Genomic DNA, 23,382 nt, shown 5'->3' with positions numbered 1-23,382 from the left:
CGGGGTTCACAGGCGCATGACGCTGCTGTGGTGGTCGATGTGGTCGGCGGTGTCGTCGTCGAACCACAGGCCGCCGGTGGCGAGGTAGCGGAAGCGGTGGATTCCGGGCGGCAGGATGACCGAGACGGTACGGGTGCCGTTGCGGCGGCGGCGCATCTCGTGACGGCCGGGCTGCCAGTCGTTGAAGTCTCCGACCACGCTGACGACACCATGGGGGTGGTCGGCGGGCAGGGCGAAGGTGACGCGGGTCTTACGGCCGAACAGTTGGGTGCGTTTGAGCATGTGCGTCCTTTCCGGGGTTTTCCTGGGGTGGGGATGAGGTCAGCTTCCCGGTTGGCGGGGTGATTCGGTAGAGGGGTGTGCAGGCCGTAACACACTGTTCACGCTGGTTTCGTGTTGTTCGCGGTGTGAGTGATTCACCGAGATTGGCTGCGGATGACCTGCTGGGGGACGCGGAATCTCACCGGCGGGTTCCGGTCGAGGTCTCCCCTGTCATGACCCCGCGAGGTATGGGAGAGCGGGCGCGGGGCGGTAAAGCCATTACGTCAACACAGATCAGTCGAATCCGGTAAAAACATCTTCAGGATTACCGTGAGGCCGGGTAACGGGGCTTTTCTCGCGAGTCCGGCGGCGGGCGGGTGTTCGTCTACCGTGGGGAATGAACATGATCGGTAAGGTGGCGGCGGGCCACTCCCCCGCGGCCACGGCCGGCTGTGGCGTCGGAACGGGCGCCGGTAGCCGGTGGCGGCACGGTGGGATGGGTCGGGGTGTTTCGGCGAACGGGGTTGTGGCACTGGTGGCGGGTGAGCGGCCGTTGACGACGGCCAGGATGCGGGAGGGGTGTCGCCAAGATCATGCGGCCTGCTGATCTGAATCGTCTCAGCGTGGGCGAGTCGGCCGATCGTTACGTGGAGCTGGTGCGGGCCAAGACCCTGACCGGCGCGCTGTCGGCGTCGACGGCGGAGGTGTACGCGCGCGATGTGGCCACCTTCGTGGATCTGGCGGGTGAGGAGACGGTCCTGGACGATCTGACCGGTGAGGACGTCGACGCCGTCCTGCTGGCCTTCGCCCGCAAACCCGACGGGCGACGGCGCTCACGGCCACCGGAGGCGGCGGACACCTCCTCGCCCTCCCCCGCCTCCCAGTCGGCCTCCTCTCAGGCACGGTTTCGGCGATCGATCTCGGCGTTGTTCAAGTACGCGGTGCTGGCCGGGTGGGTGCAGGTCAATCCGATGGCGACGGCGACGGTGACGGCCAAGGAGCGCGGCGGGCTGCGGCCGCAGCGGCGGGCGCTCACCCGCGAGCAGGCGCGAGGACTGATCGGCGCGGCGCGTGAGCTGGGAGGCGGGCCGCAGGCCGAAGCACCGCAGGAGGTGCCCGCGGCCAGGGCGGGGCGGGTGCGCCGGCGTGACCAGCACACCGAACTGCGTGACGGGCTGATCGTGTTGATGCTCTCGACGCTGGGGCCGCGGGTGTCGGAGCTGGTCCGGGCCAACGTGGAGGATTTCTACACCAACGACGGGGTGCGTTACTGGCGGATCTTCGGCAAGGGCGGCAAGACGAGGGATGTGCCGCTGCCCGACGACGTCGCGCTGGTGTGGGAGGCCTATCTGCTGCACGGGCGGATGGCTTCCGCCGACAAGGCGTTGCTGCTGTCGTGGCGGGGGCGGCGGCTGGCGCGGGGCGATGTGCAGGCGGTGATCGACCGGGTGCAGCGCAGGGTGGATCCCGATCGGCGTCGTTCGGTGACCCCGCACGGGTTGCGTCACACCACGGCCACCCATCTGCTGGCCGACGCGGTGGACATGGACGCGGTGCGGCGGGTTCTGGGTCACAGTGATCTGGCGACGCTGGGGCGTTATCGCGACGAGCTGCCCGGGGAGCTGGAGGTGGCGATGCGCTCGCATCCGTTGCTGCGCGGCCCCTCGTCGAGCTGAGCGGCGGGCGGCCCGTCTCTGTTCCTGCTCAGGCCAGCAACTCCCCCACCAGCTGCCGCATGGAACGGGCGAACCTGCCGGGGTCGGCGCGGGGGGTGAGGCGGCGCACCATGTCGGCGTCGAACATGCCCAGCAGGGTGTGGGCCACGAAGCCGGCGTCCAGGTCGGGGCGGGCCTGGGTGATCAGGGTTTGCAGGTGGGTGTGCCAGCGCACGTAGGTGGGGTCGGCGTGACGGTCGGGGGCGCAGGAGCGTTCGTGGGCGGCCAGCAGGGCGAGGTTGTCGGCGGCCAGCCGGCACAGGGCGTCCAGGAAGGCGACGATGCGCTCGGCGGGCGGCGCGCCCGGTCCCAGGGGTGGTGGTCCCGACTCCAGTGCCTCGCGCAGTTGCGCGGCCCGCTCCTGCAGCAGGGCCTGCATCAGGCCGGTGCGGCTGCCGAAGCGCCGAAAGACGGTGCCCTTGCCGACCTGGGCGTGCGCGGCGACCTGGTCCAAGGAGATGTGGGCACCGTCATGGGCGCCGTCGCGGGCGCCGTCGCGGGCATCGTGGGCGGCCAGTAGTTCTTCCGCGGCGCGCAGGATGGCGCGGCGGTTGCGGGCGGCGTCGGCGCGCTCGCTCACCGCTTCCTCCTCGGTTTTCTTTGCGCAATCGGACTGTCGGTCCGTATATTAGCCCACAGCTAACCGGACCAGCGGTCCGATTGGTTCGGTGTGCTTCGGTGTGCGGGGCCTTCCGCGTGCCGTCCTTCCCGACCGGCAGGAGTCTTTGTCGTGCGCGCTCTCCTCGTCGACCCCCTCGCCCCCTGCGGCCTGCGCCTGGGGGAGGTCGCCGACCCCGAACCCGGCCCCGGCCAGGTGCTCGTGCAGGTGCATCACGCCTCCCTCAACCCCGGCGAGCTGGGCATGCTCGCCCACCTGCCCGCCGGTCACGTGGGCGGCTACGACGCCGCCGGAGTCGTCGTGCGCCCCGCCTCGGACGGCACCGGCCCCGCGGCGGGCACCCGCGTGCTGGCCTTCGGGTCCGGTGCCTGGGCCGAACTCCTTGCGGTCGGCGTCGCCGACGTCGCCCCCCTGCCCGGCGCGGCCGCCCTGGCCGAGGCCGCGGCGCTGCCCATGGCGGGCATGACGGCCCTGCGTACGCTGCGCGCCGCCGGTTCCCTGCTGGGCCGGCGGGTGCTGATCACCGGCGCCACCGGCGCCGTGGGCCGCTACGCGGTGCAACTGGCCTTTCGCTCCGGCGCCCACGTCGTCGCCTCGGTCCGCGACGGCACCCACGAGGCCGCCCTCACCGCGCTCGGCGCCCACGAGGTCGTCGTCGGCCTGGCCGGCCTGCGCCAGGTGGGTGAGCCGTTCGACGTGGCGCTGGAGACGGTCGGCGGCCCGCACCTGGTGGCCGCCTGGTCACTGCTCGCCCCCGGCGCCACCCTGCACAGCATCGGCTGGGCGAGTGGTGAGCCGGCCGTCTTCCCCGCCGGCTCCACGTTCTTCCCCGGCCAGGCCCGCACCTTGAGCTCCTTCGGCGACGCCGCCGCCGTCGGAGCCGACCTGGGCCTGCTGGCCGCTCTGCTCGCCTCGGGCGCCCTGTCGGCGCAGGTCGGCTGGCGCGGATCCTGGGAGCGAGCCGAGGAGGCCGCACAGGTGGTCCGCGAACGAAAGGTCACCGGCAAGGTCGTCATCGACATCACCGGCGCCCACACCGACGGGCCTGAGGCGAATCCGGTGCGGGGGTGAGGAAGTGGTGAGGCGGAGGGGCGCCCGGCGCGCCCGCCGGCCCGCCCCGTCCACCTGCCCGGCGCTGCGAAGGACGAGAGGTTCAGCCGTGCTTCAGCGGGTGGCCGCCGTGGTGGCCTGCCGGTCGAACTGGGTGCGATACAGCTGCGCGTAGCGGCCACCGGCGGCCAGCAGACCGGCGTGCGTGCCCCGCTCGACGATCCGCCCACCCTCGACCACCAAGATCAGGTCGGCGGTGCGGATCGTCGACAGCCGGTGGGCGATGACCAGCGCGGTCCGTCCGGCCAGAGCCTCGGTGAGCGCCTCGGCGACCGCGGCCTCACTGGTGGAGTCCAGGTGGGCGGTGGCCTCGTCCAGCACCACCACCCGGGGGCGGGCCAGCAGCAGCCGGGCGATGGTCAGCCGCTGGCGCTCCCCGCCCGAGAGCCGGTAGCCGCGCTCACCGACCACGGTGTCCAGCCCCTCAGGCAGCGCCGAGACCAGATCGGCCAGCCGGGCGCGCCCCAGCACCTGCCACAGCTCCTCGGTCGTGGCCTCGGGGCGGGCCAGCAGCAGGTTGGCACGGATGGAGTCGTGAAACAGGTGCCCGTCCTGGGTCACCACGCCCAGCGTCTGACGGATCGAGGCCGCCGACAACTCGCGGACATCCACCCCCGACAGTCGCACCGCGCCGCTGTCGACGTCGTACAGGCGCGCCAGCAGCTGCGCGATCGTCGACTTTCCCGCCCCCGAGGAGCCCACCAGCGCCACCATCTGCCCGGCCTCGGCGCGAAAGGACACCTCCCCCAGCACCGCCGCACCGCCGCGCCCGTCCAGGGCGGCGACCTCCTCCAGGGAGGCCAGCGACACCTTCTCGGCCGAAGGGTAGGCGAAGCCGACGCGGTCGAACTCCACCGTCACCGGCCCCTGCGGAACCGCCCGGGCGTCGGCCCTGTCGGTGATCAGCGGCCGCAGGTCCAAGATCTCGAAGACCCGCTCGAAGCTGACCAGGGCGCTCATCACCTCCACCCGCGCCCCGGCCAGCGCCGTCAGCGGCGCGTACAGGCGGGTGAGCAGCAACGCCAGCGCCACCAGCGCGCCCGGCTCCAGTTCACCGCGCAACGCGTAAAAGCCTCCCACCGCGTACACCAGGGCGAGTGCCAGCGCCGAGACCAGGGTGAGGGCGGTGACGAACACCGACTGCACCATCGCGGTGCGCACCCCGATGTCACGCACCCGCCGCGCCCGCGCCAGAAACTCGGCCGACTCCTGGGCGGGGCGGCCGAACAGCTTGACGAGGGTGGCGCCGGGGGCGGAGAAACGCTCGGTCATCTGGGTGCTCATCGCCGCGTTGTGGTCGGCGGCCTCGCGTTCCATCCGGGCCAGCCGGCTGCCCACCCGCCGGGCCGGCACGACGAACACCGGCAGCAGCACCAGTGCCAGCGCGGTCAGCTGCCAGGAGATGCCGACCATCACCACCAGGGTCAAGGTGAGCGTCACCAGATTGCCCGCCACACCCGACAAGGTGTCGCTGAAGGCGCGCTGGGCGCCGATGACGTCGTTGTTCAACCGGCTGACCAGCGCGCCGGTACGGGTGCGGGTGAAGAAGGCCACGGGCATACGCTGCACGTGGTCGAAGACGGCGCCGCGCAACCGCAGGATCAGCCCCTCACCGATACTCGCCGACATCCACCGCATCAGCAGGCCCAGCGCCGCCTCGGCCAGCGCGATCACCGCGATCACCGTGGCCAGCCCGACCACGACGCCCACCGCGGCGCCGCCGACGATCGCGTCGACGACCCGGCCGGCCAGCACCGGCGTGGCCACCGCCAGCACCGCCGACACCACACTCAGCAGCAGGAACCACGCCAGCAGGAAACGGTGAGGTCGGGCGAAGGCCGCGATCCGCCGCAGCGTGACCACCGACAACGGCCGCCGGTCCTGCTGGGCGTGCATCGTGGCGTACAGCGAATGCCAGGCCGCCATTTCCATGCTCATGGTGGGTCACCGTGCTTTCCGTGCTCGTCGGGTGAAGGACCGGCGCCCCCCGCCGCCGCCCGGCGGCGGGGGCGAAAAGCCCGGTGGGCGCCACCTCCACGACCCTAGAAGCTGAAGTTAACTTCAGGTCAAGGGTGCGGTGCCCCGGGCCACGGCGCCACGGCCCTCCCCCCGGCCCGGGCGCCGCACCTCCCCCTCTCGCACCCCTCTCGCACCCCTCTCGCACCTCTCTCGCACCCCCGTGCCCGTGCCCCGGCCGAGCGGGCGCCACCTCGCCCCCATAGGCTGAAGGCCGTATTCCCCCGTCCGGACGCCCCGCCGTCTCGACGTCTTCCCCTTCTGAGAGGTGTACGCGCCGTGCCGACCGCACTCCGCCTGTTCCGTTACGTGGCGATCGCCGAAGCGTGCTCGTGGGCCGGCCTGCTCATCGGCATGTACTTCAAGTACGTCGCCGCCACCGGAGACCTCGGCGTGAAGATCTTCGGCCCGGTGCACGGCGCCTTGTTCGTCCTGTACCTGGCCGCGGTGCTGTACGCGGCCCGCCAGGACGGCTGGAGCCGTGGCACGGTCGTCGTCGGCCTGGCGTGCTCGGTGCCGCCGCTGGCCACCTTGTGGTTCGAGCGGCGCGTGCTCGCCCGCCGCCGCGAACCGCTCACAGCCTGACCTGCGCCTTCGACCCGCGCCTTCGAGGTCTCACAGGTCCAGGACGGCGCGGGTGGCCGCCCGGCAGCGCCGCGGATCGGTCAGCAGTTCGGCGCAGTCGCCGAACTGGTCGATCGAACCCACCGCCGGCAGCGCCCGCACGCCGGCGTCGGTGATGGCCGCGCTCAGAGCGTCGGCGAACCGGTCGGCGCCGATCACCTGGAAGGGCCGCCGGTGATACGGGCGCAGGCTCCCCTCCGCTGCCGCGGCCACCCCCATCCGGTTGTGCCAGGCCGCCACCCGCCGATACACCACCCCCAGATGCTCTTCTCGTTCACGCCAGACGGTGGCCGCCAGCGCCGCCGACAACGCCTCCCCCAGCTCCGCCGTCCCCGGCAGACGGGCGAACGCGCTGCCCAGCCACTTGGCGTACGGCGGGTAGCGCCGCCGCATCAGCACGACCAGCCGCATCAGGTCACGCGCCAGGTCCGCGCTGACCACCGCCGATCCCAGGTCGTCGCCGACCTCCCCGCACCGCCCGGGGAAGGCCTCCTGCCGGGCCAGGCGCCTCCACTGCCCGGCCAGCACGTAGCGTTCCAGATCGGGCGGATACCAGCGCAGCGCGGCGCGCGAGCGCCCCATCACCCCCAGGCCGTCGTGGAAGACCTCCCCGCTGGTGACCTCCGCCAGCCGCTGCCAGGGAGTCGACAGCCAGTCCAGCACGCTCACCCCGCCCAGCGGGTCGAATCCCAGCCGATCGGTGAACCAGGTTCGCGGATCACTCACCTGCACCCCGTGACACTCACCGCCCACGGCGGTGCGATAGCCGCCGAAGTCCGCGGGCAGGCCCTCGCCGACGGCGCGCCGCACCTCATCGGCGCGGTGCGCGGCCACGAACACCACCACCCTGGGCCCCCAGTCATGGTCGGTGGAGCGTTCGGTGTCGAACGCCAAGACCTCCGACCCGGCGCCGATCAGCGCGGCACTGTGCGGTACGTCGGCCACGAGCGGTCCCACGACCTGGGCGTAGAAAGCACGCGAAAGCTCCAGGCCAGGTATGAAACTGGACATCATTTCGTCCACTCTGCCTGCCGGAACCGCGCCCCGCACCAGGTTTTCCTCCCAGGGCGCCCGCCCCCGAGACCACACCGAAGCCGCGCGAGACCTGCTCGCGCGGCTTCTCGCCCGGGACGGAAAACTCAGGCGCCCTCAAGAGCGGCGGCCGCCAGCGGCCGCCCGCGCAACCCCAGCCGCTCGTACAGGGCGATGGCGGCATGGTTGCCGGTGTCGACCATCAACGCGACCCGCTCGTGCGCGGCCGCCAGCTCCCCCAGCACGAACCGGCACACCGCACCGCCGTAGCCGCGGCCGCGCACGGCCGGCGCGGTGGCGACCCCGGCGACGAACCCCACCTGCGCACACGACCAGGCGTCGGCGGCCACCGCCACCAGATGACCGTCCTGGCCGCGCACCCCCGCCCAGCGCCGTACCCCCGCCACGCCCGGCGCCGCCCAGGAGCCGGGAGCCGCCCGCGCCAGCAGGGCGGCGACCTGCCCCTCCTCGGCCGCCCCCAGCCACTCCGCTCCGGCTTCCGGCCGGGGCCAGGTGAGCGCGGACGCGGCCGCCTCCATCCACTCGAACACCCCCAGCGGGCGCAGCCGCGCCGATCGGGCGACCACCTGCTCCACCAGCTTTCGCTCCCCCATCACCCGGTAGGAGGGGCCGACCTCCTCCAAGAGTCCCTCCAGCAGGGCGCCCACCGCATCGGCCTGCCCGTACACCGTGAGGCGATCACGGCGGTTGAGGCCGGGGCAGGCCACCGCCACCGCCTGCTCCAGCGCCCACGCCCGCACCCCCGGCCCCATCGCCTGCGCCCCCCACAACACCAGCGCATCCCCCGAGCAGGCCCGCGCCAGTTGCGCGACGTCACGCAGCCGCACCGGCACGCCGCTCAGAGGATCGCCCCCGGCCGGTAGGCGGCCGCCTGCGGGTAGCGCTCCACGACCCGCCCCACCTGCTGCACGACCGCCTCCACCTGCGCCGAGGCCGCCCCGGTGAAGGAGATCGGCTCGCCCAGCAACGCCTCCAGCTGCGCCCGCTCCAGCGGAAAACGCTCATCTGCTCCCAGCCGGGCGACCAGCTCGTTACCGCCGGAGCCCTCGCGCATCGCCAGCGCCGACGCCACCGCGTGCTCCTTGATCAGCTCATGGGCGCTCTCGCGGCCCATCCCGGCCCGCACCGCGGCCATCAGCATCTTCGTCGTCGCCAGGAACGGCAGGTAGCGGTCCAGCTCGGCGGCGATCACCGCGGGGAAGGCGCCGAACTCCTCCAGCACCGTCAGCATGGTCTCCACCAGCCCGTCGAACGCGAAGAACGCGTCCGGCAGCGCCACCCGGCGCACCACCGAACACGACACATCCCCCTCGTTCCACTGGTCACCGGCCAGCTCCCCGGCCATCGACGCATACCCCCGCACCACGACCGCCAGCCCGTTGACCCGCTCACACGAGCGGGTGTTCATCTTGTGCGGCATCGCCGAGGAGCCGACCTGCCCCTCGGCGAACCCCTCGGTGACCAGCTCGTGCCCGGCCATCAGCCGGATCGTCTTGGCCAGCGAGGACGGGGCCGCCGCCAGCTGCACCAGCGCGCTGAGCACCTCGTAGTCCAGCGACCGCGGATACACCTGCCCCACACTGGTCAGCCGGTGGGCGAACCCCAGGTGGGCGGCCACCTCCTCCTCCAGCGCCGCCAGCTTGGCCGCATCCCCGCCCAGCAGGTCCAGCATGTCCTGGGCGGTGCCGACCGGCCCCTTGACGCCGCGCAGCGGATAACGGCCGATCAGCTCCTCCAGCCGCGCGAACGCCACCAGCAACTCGTCGGCCGCCGAGGCGAACCGCTTGCCCAGCGTCGTCGACTGCGCGGCCACGTTGTGCGAACGCCCGGCCATCACCAGCTGCGAGTGCCGCGTCGCCAGGCCCGCCAGCGCGGCCAGCATCGCCACGCACCGGTCCCGCACCAGCACCAGACTGTCGCGGATCTGCAACTGCTCGACGTTCTCGGTCAGATCCCGCGACGTCATACCCTTGTGCACCTGCTCGTGGCCGGCCAGCGCGTTGAACTCCTCGATGCGGGCCTTGACGTCGTGACGGGTGACGCGCTCACGGGCGGCGATCGACTCCAGGTCGACCTGCTCGACCACCTTCTCGTAGTCCCGCAACACCGCGGGGGAAACCTCCACCCCCAGCCGCGCCTGCGCGGCCAGCACGGCCAGCCACAGGCGCCGCTCGGCCACCACCTTGTACTCGGAAGACCACAGGCCGGCCAGCTGCGCGGAGGCATAACGGGCGGCAAGAACATTGGGGATACGCGGCTTGGCAGTCACGTTGGGTCAGTATATTCCGCCGCCCGCACCCACCCGGCCCCGGGCGCCGCCCTCCCCGCGGACCCGGGAAAAGGTGTGGGCCGCTCACCTCGCACGAGGTGAGCGGCCCACACCTTTGTCTACGGGCTATCGGGCCGTCGGCGCCAACTCGTCCTTGTCGTAGACCTTCAGCCGCGAGTGCTCACCCCTGGGCTTACGCCGCAGCCGCTCCTTGAGCCGCTCCACCGTCACATACAGCGTCGGCACCAAAACCAGCGTCAGCAGCGTCGACGACAGCAGCCCGCCGATCACCACGATCGCCAGCGGCTGGGAGATGAACCCGCCGGAACCGGTCAGCCCCAGCGCCATCGGGATCAACGCGCAGATCGTCGCCACCGCGGTCATCAGGATCGGCCGCAGCCTGCGCCGGCCACCCTCGATCACCGCCTCCACGATGCCCATCCCCTGCTCACGGTACTGGTTGATCAGGTCGATCAGCACGATCGCGTTGGTCACCACGACGCCGATCAGCATCAGCATGCCGATCAGGGCGGGAACCCCCATCGGCGTACCCGTCACCAGCAGCAGGCCCACCGCTCCGGTCGCCGCGAACGGCACCGACACCAGCAGGATCAGCGGCTGCACGAAGCTCCGGAACGCCGCCACCATGATCATGAAGACGATCGCGATCGCCGCCAGCATCGCCAGCCCCAGCTGCCCGAACGCCTCGTCCTGATCAGCGCTGACCCCGCCCATGGTGAAGCTCGCCCCCGCCGGCAACGCCAGGGCATCCAGCTTCGACGTCACCTCCGTCGTCACACTGCCCAGGTCACTGGCCGTCGCCGTACCCGACACCGTCGCGCTGCGCTCACCGTCGATCCGCGTCACCTGCGTGGGACCGTCCACCACGGCCACCTCCGCCACCTGCGACAACCTCACCACCCCCGTGGCCGTCGGCAACCGCAGCGCCTCCACCGCCTTGACGTCCTCAGGAGCGTCCGCGGTCCGCAACACCACCGCACCCGCGCGGCCGTCCAGCGTCAGCTCACCCAGCGGCGCCCCCCGGAACTGCTGCGCCACCAACTGGCCGATCTGCGTCTCGCTCAACCCCCTGGCCGCCGCCTTCTCCCGGTCGACCCGCACCTCGACCCGCTCGGCACCGTCCTCCAGGTTGGAGGTCACATCCCGCAACCCACCCAGATCCGCCATCGCCGCGCGAACCGTCTCGGTCGCGCTACGCAGCGTCTCCACATCCGGCGCCTGCACGATCACCTGCAGCTGGTCGGTCGACCCGCCACCGGGGCCGCCCTGACCGCCGCCCACCGTGACCGTGCCGATCTCCGAGGCCTTCAGCAGCGCCAACCGCTCGCGCAACTCCTCCTCCAACGCCGCGCTGTCGGTCTCCTCGGCGACCGTCACCGAGTACGACGCCCGATCACCACCGCCACCACCGGCGCCCAGGAAACCGCCGCCACCGCCCACGTTCACCTGGTAGTCGCGCACCCCCTGCAACGACGACAAAACCTCCTCGACCTTCTTGGCCGCCGCGTCCGTCGCCGCCAGGTCGGTGCCCGCCGGCATCCGCTGGCTGATCGAGACCGTGTCCTGCCCTGAGGAGTCGATGAAGTTGGTCTCCAACCGGCCCGCCAGCCCCATCGTCGCGGCGAACACCACCACCCCCACAAGCACCGTCACCAGCCGCCGCCGCGTCGCGAACCGCAACACCGGCAGATACGCCCGCTGCAGCGGACTGCGCAACTCCTTGGCCTCGGCCTTCTCACGCACCACCCGCGCCTGCTCCGGCGACAACACCGGCGCCTTCAAGAACCAGTACGCCAGCACCGGCACCACCGTCAACGACACCAGCAGCGACGCCAGCAACGCCACCGTCACCGTGATCGCGAACGGCGCGAACAGCTGCCCCACCATGCCGCCCACCACCGCGATCGGCAAGAACACCGCCACCGTCGTCAGCGTCGAGGCCGTCACCGCGCCACTGACCTCGCGCACCCCGGCCAGCACCGCCTTGCGCTTGGCCTCCCCATAGCTCAGATGACGCTTGATGTTCTCCAAGACCACGATGGAGTCATCCACCACCCGGCCCACCGCGATCGTCAGCGCCCCCAGCGTCAGCAGGTTCAGCGAATAGTCGCCCACCCACAACGCGATCAACGCGATGATCACCGACAGCGGGATCGACGCCGCCGTCACCAGCGTCGAGCGCACCGACAACAAGAAGACCAAGATGACCAGAACCGCGAACGCCAGTCCCAGCAACCCCTCGGTCGTCAGGTCCTCGATCGAACGCTCCACATACGGCGCCTGATCGAAGATCACCGTGATCTCCGAGGAGTCCCCGATCGCCCGCACCATCTCCGGGAGCTTCTCGCGCACCGCGTGCGAGATCGCCACCGCGTTGCCGTCCGGCGCCATCGTCACCGACAGGCCCAGGCTCGGCTGCCCGTTGGTCCGCGTCAGCGACGTCGCCTCGGCCGGCGTCCGCTCCACCGTCGCCACCTCACCCAGCCGCACCGGCTTGGGAGCCGCCTGCGCACGCGCCTGCCCCTGCGGGGCCTGAGCAGCCGCCCCGCCCCCCGGCGCCTGCCGGGCCTGCGGCGGCGCCTGCTGCGCCTGCGGCGCAGCCGCAGGCATCAGATACAGATCCTTCAACTCCTCCAGCGTCTCGACCCGCGCCCCCACCTGAACCGTGAGCGACACCTTGTCCTCGGTCACGCTGCCCGCCGGAACCGGCTGCCCGTTGGCCCGCAGCACATCTCCCACCGCGGCCGGCGACAACCCCAGCGCCGCCAGCTTCCCGACATCCGGAGTGATCGTCACGACCTCGTCACGGGCGCCCGTCACCGTCGCCTCGCGCACCCCCTCCACAGCCCGCAACTCCGGCACCACCAGCCGCTCAAGCCGCTCGGCCATGGCCCGCTGATCACCGCCGTCCCCCACCGCCAGCTGCATCACCGGGATGTCGTCGGTCCCGCCCGACAGGACCTGCGGATCGACCGCCTCCGGCAGCTGCGTCCTGATCCGCGAGATCGCCTGCTGCATCTGCGCGACCGCCGCGTCGATGTCGGTGCCGTACTCGAACGCCACCTGGACCTGCGCCATCCCCTCCCGGGAGGTCGAGGTCACCTCCGAGACCCCCTCCAGCCCCTGGAAACTGTTCTCGATCGGCTTGGTCACCTGCTCCTCGACGATCTCAGGAGAGGCGCCCGGATACGGGGCCGCCACGAACGCCCCCGGGAACGACAGCGAGGGCAGCAGCTGTTGTTTCAGTGAGGGGATCGCGAAAAGACCGAACGCGCTCAACACCAGCGTGATCAGCATCACGAGGCTGCGGTTGGCGAGGCTCAACCTGGCCAGGGACGTCATGGAGGCAGGCTCCTCAGGGAGGGACATCACAACAAGATTCGTCCCAGACTAACACTTCGCCTCAGGCGAATATTTAACGAAGCTTACCAATCCTGATAACCTTCTCAGGAAGCGAGAGGTGAGCGTGAACAACGACGACCGCGAACAGCTGATCGACCACATCGGCGCCGTCCAGCGCGCCCTGGGCCGGCTCCTCGCCCAGCAAGGCCCCCCGACGCCACTGTTCGACTCCAACCTCACCATGCGCCAGCTCAAAGTCATCCTCATCCTTTCTGGCCAGGACCTCGCCTCGGGCCAAGACCTCGCCACCCACCTCGGCGTCGGCCTCGGCACCGTCACCGGCATCGTCGACCGCCTCGTCGCCCGCGGCCTCGTCACCCGCCGCGAAGACCCCCACGACCGCCGCATCCGCCGCGTCGAACTCACCCCCGCCGGACGCGCCCTCACCGAACAGATCACCGACGCCGGCCTCAACGAGTTCCGCCGCCTCCTGCAACACCTCGACACCCCCACCCTGCGCGACCTCGCCACGATCATGAACAAGATCCAACACGCCGCACTCACCCGCTGAGACCACCACTCACCAGCCGAAAACCCCTCACGCACCAAAAGGTAGGATGATAGGTTCTGTCGCTGTGACAGAACCCACAAACACCCTCTTCTCCCTCACCGGCCGCACCGCCCTCATCACCGGCGGCAGCTCCGGCATCGGACACACCATCGCCCACGCCCTCGGCCACGCCGGCGCCAACATCGTCATCGCCGCCCGCCGCACCACCCACCTCACCCAAACCCTCACCGAACTCCACCACCACAACATCAACGCCGCCGCCATCACCGCCGACCTCGCCAACCCCGACGACATCACCCACCTCTGCCACCAAGCCCCCACCTTCTTCGGCGACATCGACATCCTCGTCAACAACGCCGCCAACAACATCCGCCCCCCCATGACAGAACTCACCACCGACGACTACCACCAGACAATGGCCGTCAACATCACCGCCCCCTACCTCCTCGGCCAACACTTCGGCCCCCTCATGGCCCAACGCGGCTGGGGCCGCATCATCAACATCGGCTCCCAGCAATCCATCAGAGCCTTCGGCAACAGCGGCGCCTACGGCATCTCCAAAGCCGCCATCACCGGCCTCACCCGCTCCCAAGCAGAAGCCTGGTCCCCCCACGGCGTCTGCGCCAACACCATCATCCCCGGCTTCGTCCTCACCCCCCTCACCCAAACCGTCCAAGACACCCCCGGCCTCCCCGAAGCACTCGCCGCCCGCACCCTCACCGGCCGCAACGGCCACCCCGCCGACTACGCCGGCATCGCCGTCCTCCTCGCAAGCAACGCCAGCGCCTACATCACCGGCCAAGCCATCTGCGTCGACGGCGGCTTCTCCGTCCACTGACCACCCAGCAACCCACCACCACCAAACCCCCATAATTGAATACGCCCCGGATCCACCACACCGGCCGGGAAACACCCATGACCACCACCCAGCACCCCACCAACGCCCGCAAAGCCCTCTCCTACTTCTTCATCCTCCTCGGCATCACCTCCGGAGCCTGGGCCGCCCGCATCCCCGCCGTCAAACACACCCTCGACCTCAGCGACGGCCAACTCAGCTACGGCCTCCTCGCCACCGCCCTCGGACTCCTCACCGGCATGCGCTTCGCCGGACACCTCACCGACCACCTCGGCAGCGCCCGCCTCATCACCCCCGCCGCCATCGCCACCGCACTGTCCGTCATCCCCCCCGGCTACGCCACCACCCTGCCCACCCTCATCGCCGCCCTATTCCTCTTCGGCCTCACCAACGCCTTCCTCGACGTCTCCATGAACGCCCACGGCGTCGAAGTCGAACGCGCCTACCACCGCCCCCTGCTGTCCTCCTTCCACGGCATGTTCAGCATCGGCGGCCTCATCGGCGCCGGCATCGGCGCCACCTTCGCCCACCTCCACCTCGGCGCCGCCACCACCCTCACCGCCGTCGGCATCCCCCTCGCCCTCATCTCCCTGTACGCCCGCCGCCACCTCCTGCCCACCCCACCACCTCCCCCAACCCCCACCCACCACCGCCACCACCGCACCCGCGCCCCATGGACCGGCTGGATCATCCTCATGGGAGCCGTCGCCTTCGCAGGCCTCGTCGGAGAAGGCGCCGCCAACGACTGGACGGCCGTCTACCTCTTCCAGAACCTCGGCGCCCCCCAAGCACTCGCCGCCGCCGGATTCGCCGTCTTCTCCACCACCATGACCATCGGCCGCTTCGCCGGAGACCACCTCGCCCAACGCTTCGGACCGGTACGCCTGGTGCGCTGCTCCGGCCTCACCGCCGCCCTCGGCCTCGGCACAGCACTACTCGCCGGCCAGATCCCCATCGCCTTCATCGGATTCGCCCTGTTCGGCTTCGGCCTGTCCACCATCGTTCCCCAGATCTTCTCCGCCGCGGGCAACCACGACCCCGCCCGCGCCGGCCAGGCCATCGCCCAGGTCGCCACCGTCGGCTACGCCGGCCTCCTCGCGGGCCCCGCCATCATCGGCGGCGCCGCCGAACTCATCGGCCTGCCCGCGGCCCTGGGCATCCCCGCCCTGCTCGCCGCCTTCATGGCCGCCTCCGCCGCGGCACTGCGCCCCCGTACGACATCATGACCGGCCAACGACGCGGCTTTGCCTTTGGGGGAAGGTCTTCAGTCCGCTGTAAATGATCTTGAACCTCACCGAACGCCTTTACAATGTAGATTAATAGGTGTTCGATGCCCACACCACAGGCAGGCGAAATCCGGATGAGCCCAGGGTGCCCGGATTGTTAGAGTGACCGTCATGGCACGAGGTATCTGGTCGCAGAAGATCCGCTCCGCCCGCTGACGGCGGCGCCTTCTTCCTGCTGAATCCGCGCTCGCCGTCCCGGTTCCCGCCGGGCGGCCTCTTACCGCTGCCCGGCTCCACTGCGAGCTGCGGAGCACCGTTGAACCTCACCCCGACCCCCGAAACCATCTCCCTGCCCATCGAGGCAGGCGACAGCGCGCACGTCCGCGCCACGAACGTCACCGTCACCCGTGGATCCCGGCGTGTCCTGAACAACGTCTCGGTCACCGTCTCCGCCCGATCGAGAATCGCCGTCGTCGGCGAGAACGGCCGCGGCAAGACGACACTGCTGCACGTCCTCGCCGGACTGATCACGCCGGACGAAGGCACCGTGCACCGGGCCGGCACGATCGGCCTGGCCCGTCAGGAACTGTTCGCACGAGACGGTGAGACCGTCGCCACCTTGACCTCCCAGGCACTGGCCGCCTCCCTCGCGGCTCTCGGCGCGCTGCGAGAGGCGACCCTCGCCATGACCGAGGGCGATCCCAGCGCCGGCGACCGCTACGCCGCCGCGCTCGACGCCGCCACCCGGCTCGACGCATGGGACGCCGAACGCCGCCTCGACGTCGCCCTCGAATCCCTCGGCGCCTGCACCGACCGCGACCGTCCCCTGGCGACGCTGTCGGTCGGGCAGCGCTACCGGGTGCGGCTGGCGTGCCTGCTCGGCGCACGGCACGACGTTCTACTGCTCGACGAGCCGACCAACCACCTTGACGCCGGCGGGCTGGACTTCCTGACCGGCAGACTGCGCGAGCACGACGGCGCCCTCGCCGTCGTCAGCCACGACCGGGCACTGCTGCGCGACGTCGCGGACCGCTTCCTCGACCTCGACCCGGCCCGCGACGGCAAACCACATCTGTACGCCGGCGGTTACGACGCCTGGCAGGACGCCCGGCGTCGCGAACGTGAGCGCTGGGAGCAGGACCACGAGCAGCAGCAGGCCGAGCACCGGCGACTGCAGGAGGCGGTCTCGAAGGCCCGCGACCGGCTCTCCACCGGCTGGCGGCCGGACAAGGGAACCGGCAAGCACCAGCGCCAGTCCCGCGCGCCGGGCGTGGTGCAGGCCCTGAACCGGCAGCAGGAAGCCCTGCGGGCGCACCGCATCGACGTGCCGCAGCCGCCGTCGGCCCTGCGGTGGCCGGACCTGGGCGTCCGGCAGGGCGCGCCGCAGTTGCGCGCGTACGGCGTCGCCGTCGACGGGCGGCTGGCCGGCCCGGTCGACCTCACCCTCGACGGGGGCGACCGGTTGCTCGTCACCGGGCCGAACGGCGCCGGGAAGTCCACCTTGCTCGCGGTGCTGGCCGGCTCGCTCCAACCCACCGACGGGCATCTCTGGACGGCGAAGGGCGCGCGAATCGCCTGGGTCACCCAGGAGACCGCCGAGCAGGCCCCCGGACTCACCGCCCTTGAGGCGCACGCCCGCCAGGTGGGGCGGCTGGTGGCCTGCGGGGCGCTGCGCGACGCCGACGCCGTCCCGCTCGGGGCGCTCGGGCTTTTCGACTCCGCCGCGATGCGCGTCCCGGTCGAGCGGATGTCGCAGGGACAACAGCGGCGCCTCGGCCTGGCGCTGGCGCTGGCCGGGCGGCCCGGTCTGATCCTGCTCGACGAACCGACCAATCACCTGTCGTCGACGCTGGTCGAGGAGTTGACCGACGCGATCCGCGACACGAGCGCCGCCGTCGTCGTGGCCACACACGACCGGCAACTGCTGCGCGACCTCGCCGACTGGCCGCGCCTGGAGATAGGCGGGCCGGCACCGCGATCCGGCTGATGTGACGCTCGGTCGCATAGGCTCGCAGAACCCGATGACTCCTCGACGTGCCCGGCCGGTGAGTCCTGGCCGTTCGGCTCGTTCACCGTCGTGACGCCGGTGACGACCGGGTGCCGAAGGAGACGAGAAGAAGGCGGTGTCGATGTCCGACCCGGTGCGATGGCCCTCCAGGCTGCCGGTCATGCAGGCTCCCATGGCCGGCGGGGCCTCCACCCCCGAACTGGCCGCGGCCGTGTCCGAAGCCGGGGGCCTGGGGTTTCTCGCGGCCGGCTACAAGACGGCCGCGCAGATGCGCCAGGAGATCGAGCGGACACGCGAGCTCACCTCCCACCCGTTCGGGGTGAACGTGTTCATGCCCACGGCCGACGACGTCGACCAGGCCGAGATCGACGACTACGCGCGAGCCATCGGGAAAGAGGCACGGCGGCTGAGCACCACCTTGGGAGTCCCAGTCGGGGGCGACGACGACTTCCCCGCCAAGGTCGCCGACCTGCTGGCGGATCCGCCGGCGATGGTGGGGTTCACCTTCGGGTGCCCACAGGACGAGCTGGTCCAGGCGTTCCGCGACAGGGGTACCACCGTGGTGGTCACGGTGACGTCGGCGGCCGAGGCGCGGCTCGCCTCGGCCGCCGACATACTGTGCGTCCAAGGTGAGGAGGCCGGCGGCCACCGCGGGTCGTTCACCAACGCGGACGCCGAGGCGATGCCCCTGGAGCGCCTGCTGTCTCAGGTGCGGAAGGTCTCACGGCTTCCCCTCATCGCGGGCGGTGCCGTCGCCACGGCCGCCGACGTCTCCCGGGTCCTGTCGGCGGGAGCGACCGCGGCCGCGGCGGGCACCGCCTTCCTGCTCTGTCCCGAAAGCGGCACCGGCGCGACCCACCGCGCGGCGCTGACCGATCCTCACTTCACCCGCACCGCCGTTACCAGGGCCTTCACCGGGCGGCCCGCACGCGGCCTGGTCAACCGGTTCATGACGGAGTACTCCGGCCGGGCCCCCGCGGCCTACCCGCAGATCCACCACCTGACGGCGCCGCTGCGCCGCGCCGCGGCGGCCGGCGGAGACACGCAGACGCTGCACCTGTGGGCGGGCACCTCCTGGAGGCGGGCACGCGAGGCGCCCGCGGCGGAGGTCACCGCCGGCCTGGCCGCGATCTGAAACCGGCCCTCGGCCCACACCACCGGAAAAAACCGGACTCACCACAGGTCCCAGGCCCGGAAACCACCCGCGTGACAGGTCACGGACAACCATGCGACCGGTACGCGCCGCGATACGAGAAAGCCCGCCGGCTCCGGCTCCTCCCCCGCCGAACACGGCTTCGGTGACCTCACCTGGGGAGGGAGCGCTCCCACCACAAATGGATGATTGAGCAGGTCAGGATGGGTAGTGACCTTGCACAACTTTCACAGCGACCGTTCTGGTTCTGGCGGACACGTCGGTAGCGCCCCCGGTGAAAGCCACAGACGGCACTCACGTAAAGGGGACGGGCATGCACACCGACCAGCGTGGCCACTGGCCGATCAGCACCGACCTGATCGGCCTGCGGCGGCATCTGCACCGCTACATGAGCCAGGTCGGCCTGGCCGGAACCCGGCGCGACGACCTGCTGCTCGCGGCCAACGAGGCGGTCATCAACGTGCTGGAGCACGGCGACGCGGCCGGAAGCGTGAGCGTCTGGCACGACGAGGCGGACCTCGTCATCGACGTCGTCGACGACGCCGGACGCCTCACCCCCGAGCAGGCCGACCGCCCCCGGCCCGCCCCGGGCTCGGTGCGCGGGTTCGGGCTGTGGCTGATGGGCCGGCTTTGCGACGAGTTCAGCATCCGCCAGAGCGACGGCCGATCCCTCGTCCGGCTGCGGATGCACCTGAACGCCGTCTCCGGCGCCGCCGGATAGCCCGCCGAGGCTCTTTCGACCGGGTCGACGTCGTGACGTGACCGGTGTCGCAGAAGAACCGCCGTGAGCGGCGACATGACGGCCGGCGCCGTAAGAGGGCCAGGCTGCGGTCATCGCCCACCGGCCCGCGCCCTGCGACGAGACCGCGTTCCGCACGCACGGCAGGCCGCGGCGGGCTCAGCCGGTGCGCGAGTCCGGCTCCTTCGCGCGGGCGGCCGTGAACATCAGCGGGGTGCCGACCCCGTGCCGGGCACTCGCGTCGGCGAGAAAGGCGGCCAGCCACCCCAGCGCGTCCAACGACCACTCGGCCAGGGTTCCGCGCAGGGCGACTCGGTGACAGGCGGGACCGAGCCACAACTCGTCGATGACGGCGGGTTCCAGGATCACGTCGTCGTCCGTCACGGTGAGCGAGTCGCACGAGAAGACGTCCTGATCGAGCCCCCGCATCCACCTGAGCATCTCGGGCGCCGCCGAGCGGATGGACGGATCCTGCCCGCCGTCCAGCGTCACCCGCACCCGTGTTCGCAGGTGCGGGTCACCGTCGGCGAACCAGCCCGCGTCCTGGAGCAGGGTCATCACCGCGCTCCCCTGCGACGAGGTGTCCGCCGGCGCTTCAAGACTCTGCACGGGCAGCAGGACCTGAAGCGCCTCCAGACGCAAAGCGCCGATACGGGCCACGACGTCGTCCGCGCACGACAGGAACGCCTGCACCGGCAAGGGCCGACCGGCCGGGACCGGTGTGGTCAACGACACCTGAAACCACGCGACGCGCGCCGGCCGCGATGACTCCGGAAGCGGATCCTGCCCGGCGTCGTTCATACCCCACAGGCCGCCGGACGCGTTCTGCGCGGCCTCGGTGAGCCATCCCATCGCGGATGCTCTCGCGACGAACAGGCTGTAGGCGTCGGAGGAGGCGACGAGAGGATCTCGCCACGGATGCGGCGCCAGCTCACCGTGCAAAGACACGAGCATGGTGCCGGCCGGTCTGATACTCACGTCGCCTCCTCGGGGTCACCGCCTGCAGTAGATGTTCTGGCCCGGGGTGACGAGCTTGCCCGGGTCGTCGGCCAGGCCGACCAGGTCCACGTCGATGACGCTACGCCACCCGGTCAGGCTGCTGCTGTTGCAGCCCGCACGCCCGGTCGCGCGGTTGCCGGCCCCGCCGCCGGACCTCACCGTCGCGCTGCCCACCGTGCCGGCGTTTCTCCAGCTGCCGTCAGCGTAATACTGCTGCAGCTGCACGGTGACGATCGCGAGCGTGGCATTGCAGTTGCCGTTGATCCACCAGCCGTGCCCGGACGCCTCGAAGGCGGAGCTGGAGACGTGGACGTAGTCGCCCCTGGTCTCGAAGTAACACACCGCGGAAAGCGATCGGCCGTTCTCCGGGGAACTCGTGTTTCTTGAGATCGCCTCACCACCTGCGGGCGCGGGTGCCGGAACGGGAGCGGGCGCGGGCGGAGGGGCGGGCGCGGGTCGCGCCAGGGCCGCGCTCGCCGAGGTCGGTGACATCCCGAGAAGCAACGCGCCCACGATGCCGACCGTCGTGGAGATCGTACGAAAAGAGTGACGCATGACCGCACCTCCGAGCTGAGTCGAGCAGGATCGGGGCTGTCGCGCACCCCCGTCCGGCGGTTGAAAGCACGCGCGGCGCCGACCTCGATCGGCGCGCGGTAAAAATAAAAGTTTCATTGTCGTTCTATTGTGTCAAGAAAATTAAAATCATTAAGCGATGTTTCGCCGCCATATGATTTATGATTTCGCATGCGCACCGAAATTTCGCTCTTGATTATTTTCGCGGCGATTTATCGCAAATGCCCAACAAGTCGGATGCGGGGAATTAAATATGTGTTTTTCTGATGATGTGAGCTGGAAATCCTGAGTGTCACGCCGACGGGCGGGCGAGTTTGGCGGCCACGGCGTCGAGGACCCACTCCAGGCCCGTCGTGAAAGACGTCTCGGCGTCCACCTCCGTGCCGTCGTGTATGGCCTTGGCGAGCGCCGGGAAGCGGCCCGTGGCCAGCATCCTGCTCACATACGGACCGGAGGCGCGCTGCCAGTCGAGCTTGGACAGGCCCGTGGCACGCTCGGCCCGCAGGTCCGCGACCTCGCGTCTGATCGCGCCGGTGAAGTAGGCACCGACGGTCTCCACGGCGCGCAGCACGGTGTCGAGGTCGGCGAGGCCGTCGAGGGCGGCCAGCGTGGTCTCGTTCACGGCGAGGGCGTTCGGCCCCAGGGTCGGCCGGCCACCGAGCAGGTCGGCCAGCCATTCGTGACGGAGGGTGGCCGACCTGGTGCGGTGGGCGCGGATGCGCAGCACCTCCCGCCAGTCACCGGACCGTTCCTCGGGGAGGATCTCGGCGTGAACCTCGTCCACCATGAGGTCGAACAGTTCCTCCTTGGTGGAGATGTATCCGTACAGCCGCATCGGGCCGACGTCCAGCCGGGCGGCGACCTTGCGCAACGACACCGCCTCCAGTCCCCCCTCGTCGGCCAGCGCGATGGCGGCGGCGACGATTCGCTCCCGGTCGAGCGGCACGGGGCGAGCCGTCGGTTCCGGCCGATCCCACACAGTCATGGACTACATCGTACTGTTGCGATACACCGTAATGATCAAATACAGTGTATCGACATGAGACACCGTATCGCTGTGGTCGGGGGCGGCCCCGCCGGCCTCACCTTCGCCCGCGTCCTGCACCGCCACGGTCACCGCGCCACCATTCTCGAACGCGATCCCGCCCCCGACGCGCGCCCCCCGGGCGGCACGCTGGACCTGCACGAAGAGATGGGCCAGCTCGCGCTGGACAAGGCAGGACTGCTGACGCACTTCCAGGCGCTGTCTCGCCCCGAGGGACAGGCCATGCGCATCCTGGACACGGACGGGACCGTCCTGCGCGACTGGCAACCGCGTCCGGGTGACCGCGCCAATCCCGAGATCGACCGAGGGCAACTCCGTGACCTGCTGCTCGGCCCCCTCGACGTCCAATGGGGGCGGGGCGTGGCGCAGGTGGTGCCGAAAACCGAGGATGGCGTGCTGATCCGTTTCACGGACGGACGACAGGAGACGTTCGATCTCGTGATCGGCGCGGACGGCGCCTGGTCCAGGGTCCGCCCGGCACTCTCGTCCGCGACACCGCACTACACCGGCGTCACCCTGGTCGAGACCTCCCTGGACGACGTCGACACCCGCCACCCCGACCTCGCCCGGCTGATCGGCGACGGTTCCGTCGCCGTGTACGGCGTGAACCGCGCCCTCGTCGCCCAGCGCAACAGCGGCGGCCACGTCAAGGTGTACGCCCAGTTCCGCGCGCCGCTGGACTGGCACACGAACCCGCAGCGGCGCACGGGCCCGGATGCGGGCCTGGACCCGGCCGACGTCGAGGCCGTGCGATCAAGCCTGCTCACCCTGTTCGACGGCTGGGCCTCCCCCGTCCTCGACCTCCTCCGCCACGGCACCGCCTTCTTCCACCGCCCCCTCCATGTCCTGCCCGTGTCCCACACCTGGACCCACGTCCCCGGCGTGACGCTACTGGGCGACGCCGCCCACCTGATGCCCCCGTTGGGGGCGGGCGCGAACCTCGCGATGCTGGAGGGCGCGGAACTCGCCGAGGCCGTCGCCGCCGCCCCCGGCCCAGAGGAGCTGGACGAGGCCGTCCGCGCCTTCGAGGAACGGATGTGGACACGGGCCGACAGGTGGGCGAAATTCACGACGGCCGGTCTGGAACGCCTCGTGAGCCCGGACCCCGCCGAAGCCCTCGCCCTCTTCGACGAGGTCCAGCCCTCCTGAACGCCAGGCGCGAGAGCACCGACGCCCGACCGG

General features: G+C 70.9%; 20 protein-coding genes. 10 read left to right on the top strand and 10 right to left on the bottom strand.

The features are described 5' to 3' along the window. Nucleotides 1–6: 6 nt before the first annotated feature. The gene (locus AB0B90_RS18360) at nt 7–282 is read right to left on the bottom strand and encodes an isoamylase early set domain-containing protein (protein ID WP_362904643.1); all 276 of its coding nucleotides are present in this window, start codon (nt 280–282) and stop codon (nt 7–9) included. A gap of 602 nt (nt 283–884) precedes the next feature. Here AB0B90_RS18360 and AB0B90_RS18355 point away from each other — a divergent pair. Continuing rightward, on the top strand, nt 885–1,937 hold the full coding sequence (locus tag AB0B90_RS18355) for a tyrosine-type recombinase/integrase (RefSeq protein WP_362923578.1): 1,053 nt from the start codon (nt 885–887) through the stop codon (nt 1,935–1,937). 28 nt (nt 1,938–1,965) lie between these two features. Here the strand turns inward: AB0B90_RS18355 and AB0B90_RS18350 are convergent, their stop codons facing one another. After that, nucleotides 1,966–2,556 carry a helix-turn-helix domain-containing protein gene (locus AB0B90_RS18350; protein ID WP_362923576.1) on the bottom strand — a complete coding sequence of 197 codons (591 nt, stop codon included), beginning with the start codon at nt 2,554–2,556 and terminating at the stop codon, nt 1,966–1,968. A 150-nt stretch (nt 2,557–2,706) separates the two neighbouring features. On the opposite strand from AB0B90_RS18350, the gene AB0B90_RS18345 reads away from it, so the two are divergent. Next, nucleotides 2,707–3,666: a zinc-binding dehydrogenase gene (locus AB0B90_RS18345; RefSeq protein ID WP_362923574.1), complete on the top strand. Its 960-nt coding sequence runs from the start codon at nt 2,707–2,709 to the stop codon at nt 3,664–3,666. 93 nt (nt 3,667–3,759) lie between these two features. On the opposite strand, the gene AB0B90_RS18340 is transcribed toward AB0B90_RS18345, so the two are convergent. Continuing rightward, nucleotides 3,760–5,643, bottom strand: coding sequence for an ABC transporter ATP-binding protein (locus AB0B90_RS18340; protein WP_362923572.1), 1,884 nt, complete (start codon nt 5,641–5,643; stop codon nt 3,760–3,762). A gap of 357 nt (nt 5,644–6,000) precedes the next feature. Here AB0B90_RS18340 and AB0B90_RS18335 point away from each other — a divergent pair, with 357 nt between their 5' ends. Further along, nucleotides 6,001–6,306 carry a DUF3817 domain-containing protein gene (locus tag AB0B90_RS18335; protein ID WP_350949729.1) on the top strand — a complete coding sequence of 102 codons (306 nt, stop codon included), beginning with the start codon at nt 6,001–6,003 and terminating at the stop codon, nt 6,304–6,306. A gap of 30 nt (nt 6,307–6,336) precedes the next feature. On the opposite strand, the gene AB0B90_RS18330 is transcribed toward AB0B90_RS18335, so the two are convergent. The 4 genes from AB0B90_RS18330 to AB0B90_RS18315 all read right to left on the bottom strand — a co-directional run bounded on the left by AB0B90_RS18330 (nt 6,337) and on the right by AB0B90_RS18315 (nt 13,030). Further along, nucleotides 6,337–7,356: a DUF4037 domain-containing protein gene (locus AB0B90_RS18330; RefSeq protein WP_362923570.1), complete on the bottom strand. Its 1,020-nt coding sequence runs from the start codon at nt 7,354–7,356 to the stop codon at nt 6,337–6,339. A gap of 128 nt (nt 7,357–7,484) precedes the next feature. Further along, nucleotides 7,485–8,231 carry a GNAT family N-acetyltransferase gene (locus AB0B90_RS18325; RefSeq protein WP_362923568.1) on the bottom strand — a complete coding sequence of 249 codons (747 nt, stop codon included), beginning with the start codon at nt 8,229–8,231 and terminating at the stop codon, nt 7,485–7,487. A 5-nt stretch (nt 8,232–8,236) separates the two neighbouring features. Next, nucleotides 8,237–9,667, bottom strand: coding sequence for an adenylosuccinate lyase (gene purB / locus AB0B90_RS18320; RefSeq protein WP_350949732.1), 1,431 nt, complete (start codon nt 9,665–9,667; stop codon nt 8,237–8,239). Between the two features lie 126 nt (nt 9,668–9,793). Then, nucleotides 9,794–13,030: an efflux RND transporter permease subunit gene (locus AB0B90_RS18315; RefSeq protein WP_362923566.1), complete on the bottom strand. Its 3,237-nt coding sequence runs from the start codon at nt 13,028–13,030 to the stop codon at nt 9,794–9,796. Between the two features lie 118 nt (nt 13,031–13,148). Here AB0B90_RS18315 and AB0B90_RS18310 point away from each other — a divergent pair, with 118 nt between their 5' ends. From AB0B90_RS18310 to AB0B90_RS18285, 6 genes are all read left to right on the top strand, one after another. Continuing rightward, nucleotides 13,149–13,601, top strand: coding sequence for a MarR family transcriptional regulator (locus AB0B90_RS18310; protein ID WP_350949734.1), 453 nt, complete (start codon nt 13,149–13,151; stop codon nt 13,599–13,601). A 64-nt stretch (nt 13,602–13,665) separates the two neighbouring features. After that, nucleotides 13,666–14,439 (top strand): SDR family oxidoreductase, encoded by a 774-nt coding sequence (locus tag AB0B90_RS18305; protein WP_350949735.1) that lies wholly within the window; start codon nt 13,666–13,668, stop codon nt 14,437–14,439. Nucleotides 14,440–14,516: 77 nt separating this feature from the next. After that, on the top strand, nt 14,517–15,683 hold the full coding sequence (locus AB0B90_RS18300; protein ID WP_362923563.1) for an MFS transporter: 1,167 nt from the start codon (nt 14,517–14,519) through the stop codon (nt 15,681–15,683). Nucleotides 15,684–15,999: 316 nt separating this feature from the next. Continuing rightward, nucleotides 16,000–17,670 (top strand): ABC-F family ATP-binding cassette domain-containing protein, encoded by a 1,671-nt coding sequence (locus AB0B90_RS18295; RefSeq protein WP_362923561.1) that lies wholly within the window; start codon nt 16,000–16,002, stop codon nt 17,668–17,670. A 142-nt stretch (nt 17,671–17,812) separates the two neighbouring features. Next, nucleotides 17,813–18,826 (top strand): nitronate monooxygenase, encoded by a 1,014-nt coding sequence (locus AB0B90_RS18290; protein WP_362923559.1) that lies wholly within the window; start codon nt 17,813–17,815, stop codon nt 18,824–18,826. A 331-nt stretch (nt 18,827–19,157) separates the two neighbouring features. Continuing rightward, nucleotides 19,158–19,565 carry an ATP-binding protein gene (locus AB0B90_RS18285; RefSeq protein WP_350949909.1) on the top strand — a complete coding sequence of 136 codons (408 nt, stop codon included), beginning with the start codon at nt 19,158–19,160 and terminating at the stop codon, nt 19,563–19,565. A gap of 177 nt (nt 19,566–19,742) precedes the next feature. Here AB0B90_RS18285 and AB0B90_RS18280 read toward each other — a convergent pair whose 3' ends face one another. The 3 genes from AB0B90_RS18280 to AB0B90_RS18270 all read right to left on the bottom strand — a co-directional run bounded on the left by AB0B90_RS18280 (nt 19,743) and on the right by AB0B90_RS18270 (nt 22,140). Further along, entirely contained in the window at nt 19,743–20,561 is an 819-nt protein-coding gene (locus AB0B90_RS18280) for a hypothetical protein (RefSeq protein ID WP_350949908.1), read from the bottom strand. 15 nt (nt 20,562–20,576) lie between these two features. Continuing rightward, nucleotides 20,577–21,137 carry a hypothetical protein gene (locus AB0B90_RS18275; RefSeq protein ID WP_350949907.1) on the bottom strand — a complete coding sequence of 187 codons (561 nt, stop codon included), beginning with the start codon at nt 21,135–21,137 and terminating at the stop codon, nt 20,577–20,579. 310 nt (nt 21,138–21,447) lie between these two features. After that, nucleotides 21,448–22,140 (bottom strand): TetR/AcrR family transcriptional regulator, encoded by a 693-nt coding sequence (locus AB0B90_RS18270; RefSeq protein WP_350949906.1) that lies wholly within the window; start codon nt 22,138–22,140, stop codon nt 21,448–21,450. Between AB0B90_RS18270 and AB0B90_RS18265 the strand changes: the two genes are divergently transcribed. Beyond that, nucleotides 22,126–23,349, top strand: coding sequence for an NAD(P)/FAD-dependent oxidoreductase (locus AB0B90_RS18265; protein ID WP_362923847.1), 1,224 nt, complete (start codon nt 22,126–22,128; stop codon nt 23,347–23,349). The two genes, AB0B90_RS18270 and AB0B90_RS18265, sit on opposite strands and share 15 nt — an antisense overlap. The last annotated feature ends 33 nt before the right edge of the window (nt 23,350–23,382 follow it).

It is taken from the genome of Streptosporangium sp. NPDC049078, from assembly GCF_040648855.1.
Classification (GTDB): domain Bacteria; phylum Actinomycetota; class Actinomycetes; order Streptosporangiales; family Streptosporangiaceae; genus Streptosporangium.
Note: the sequence above shows the minus strand (reverse complement) of the source record. Positions and strands in the feature narration are given on the sequence as shown.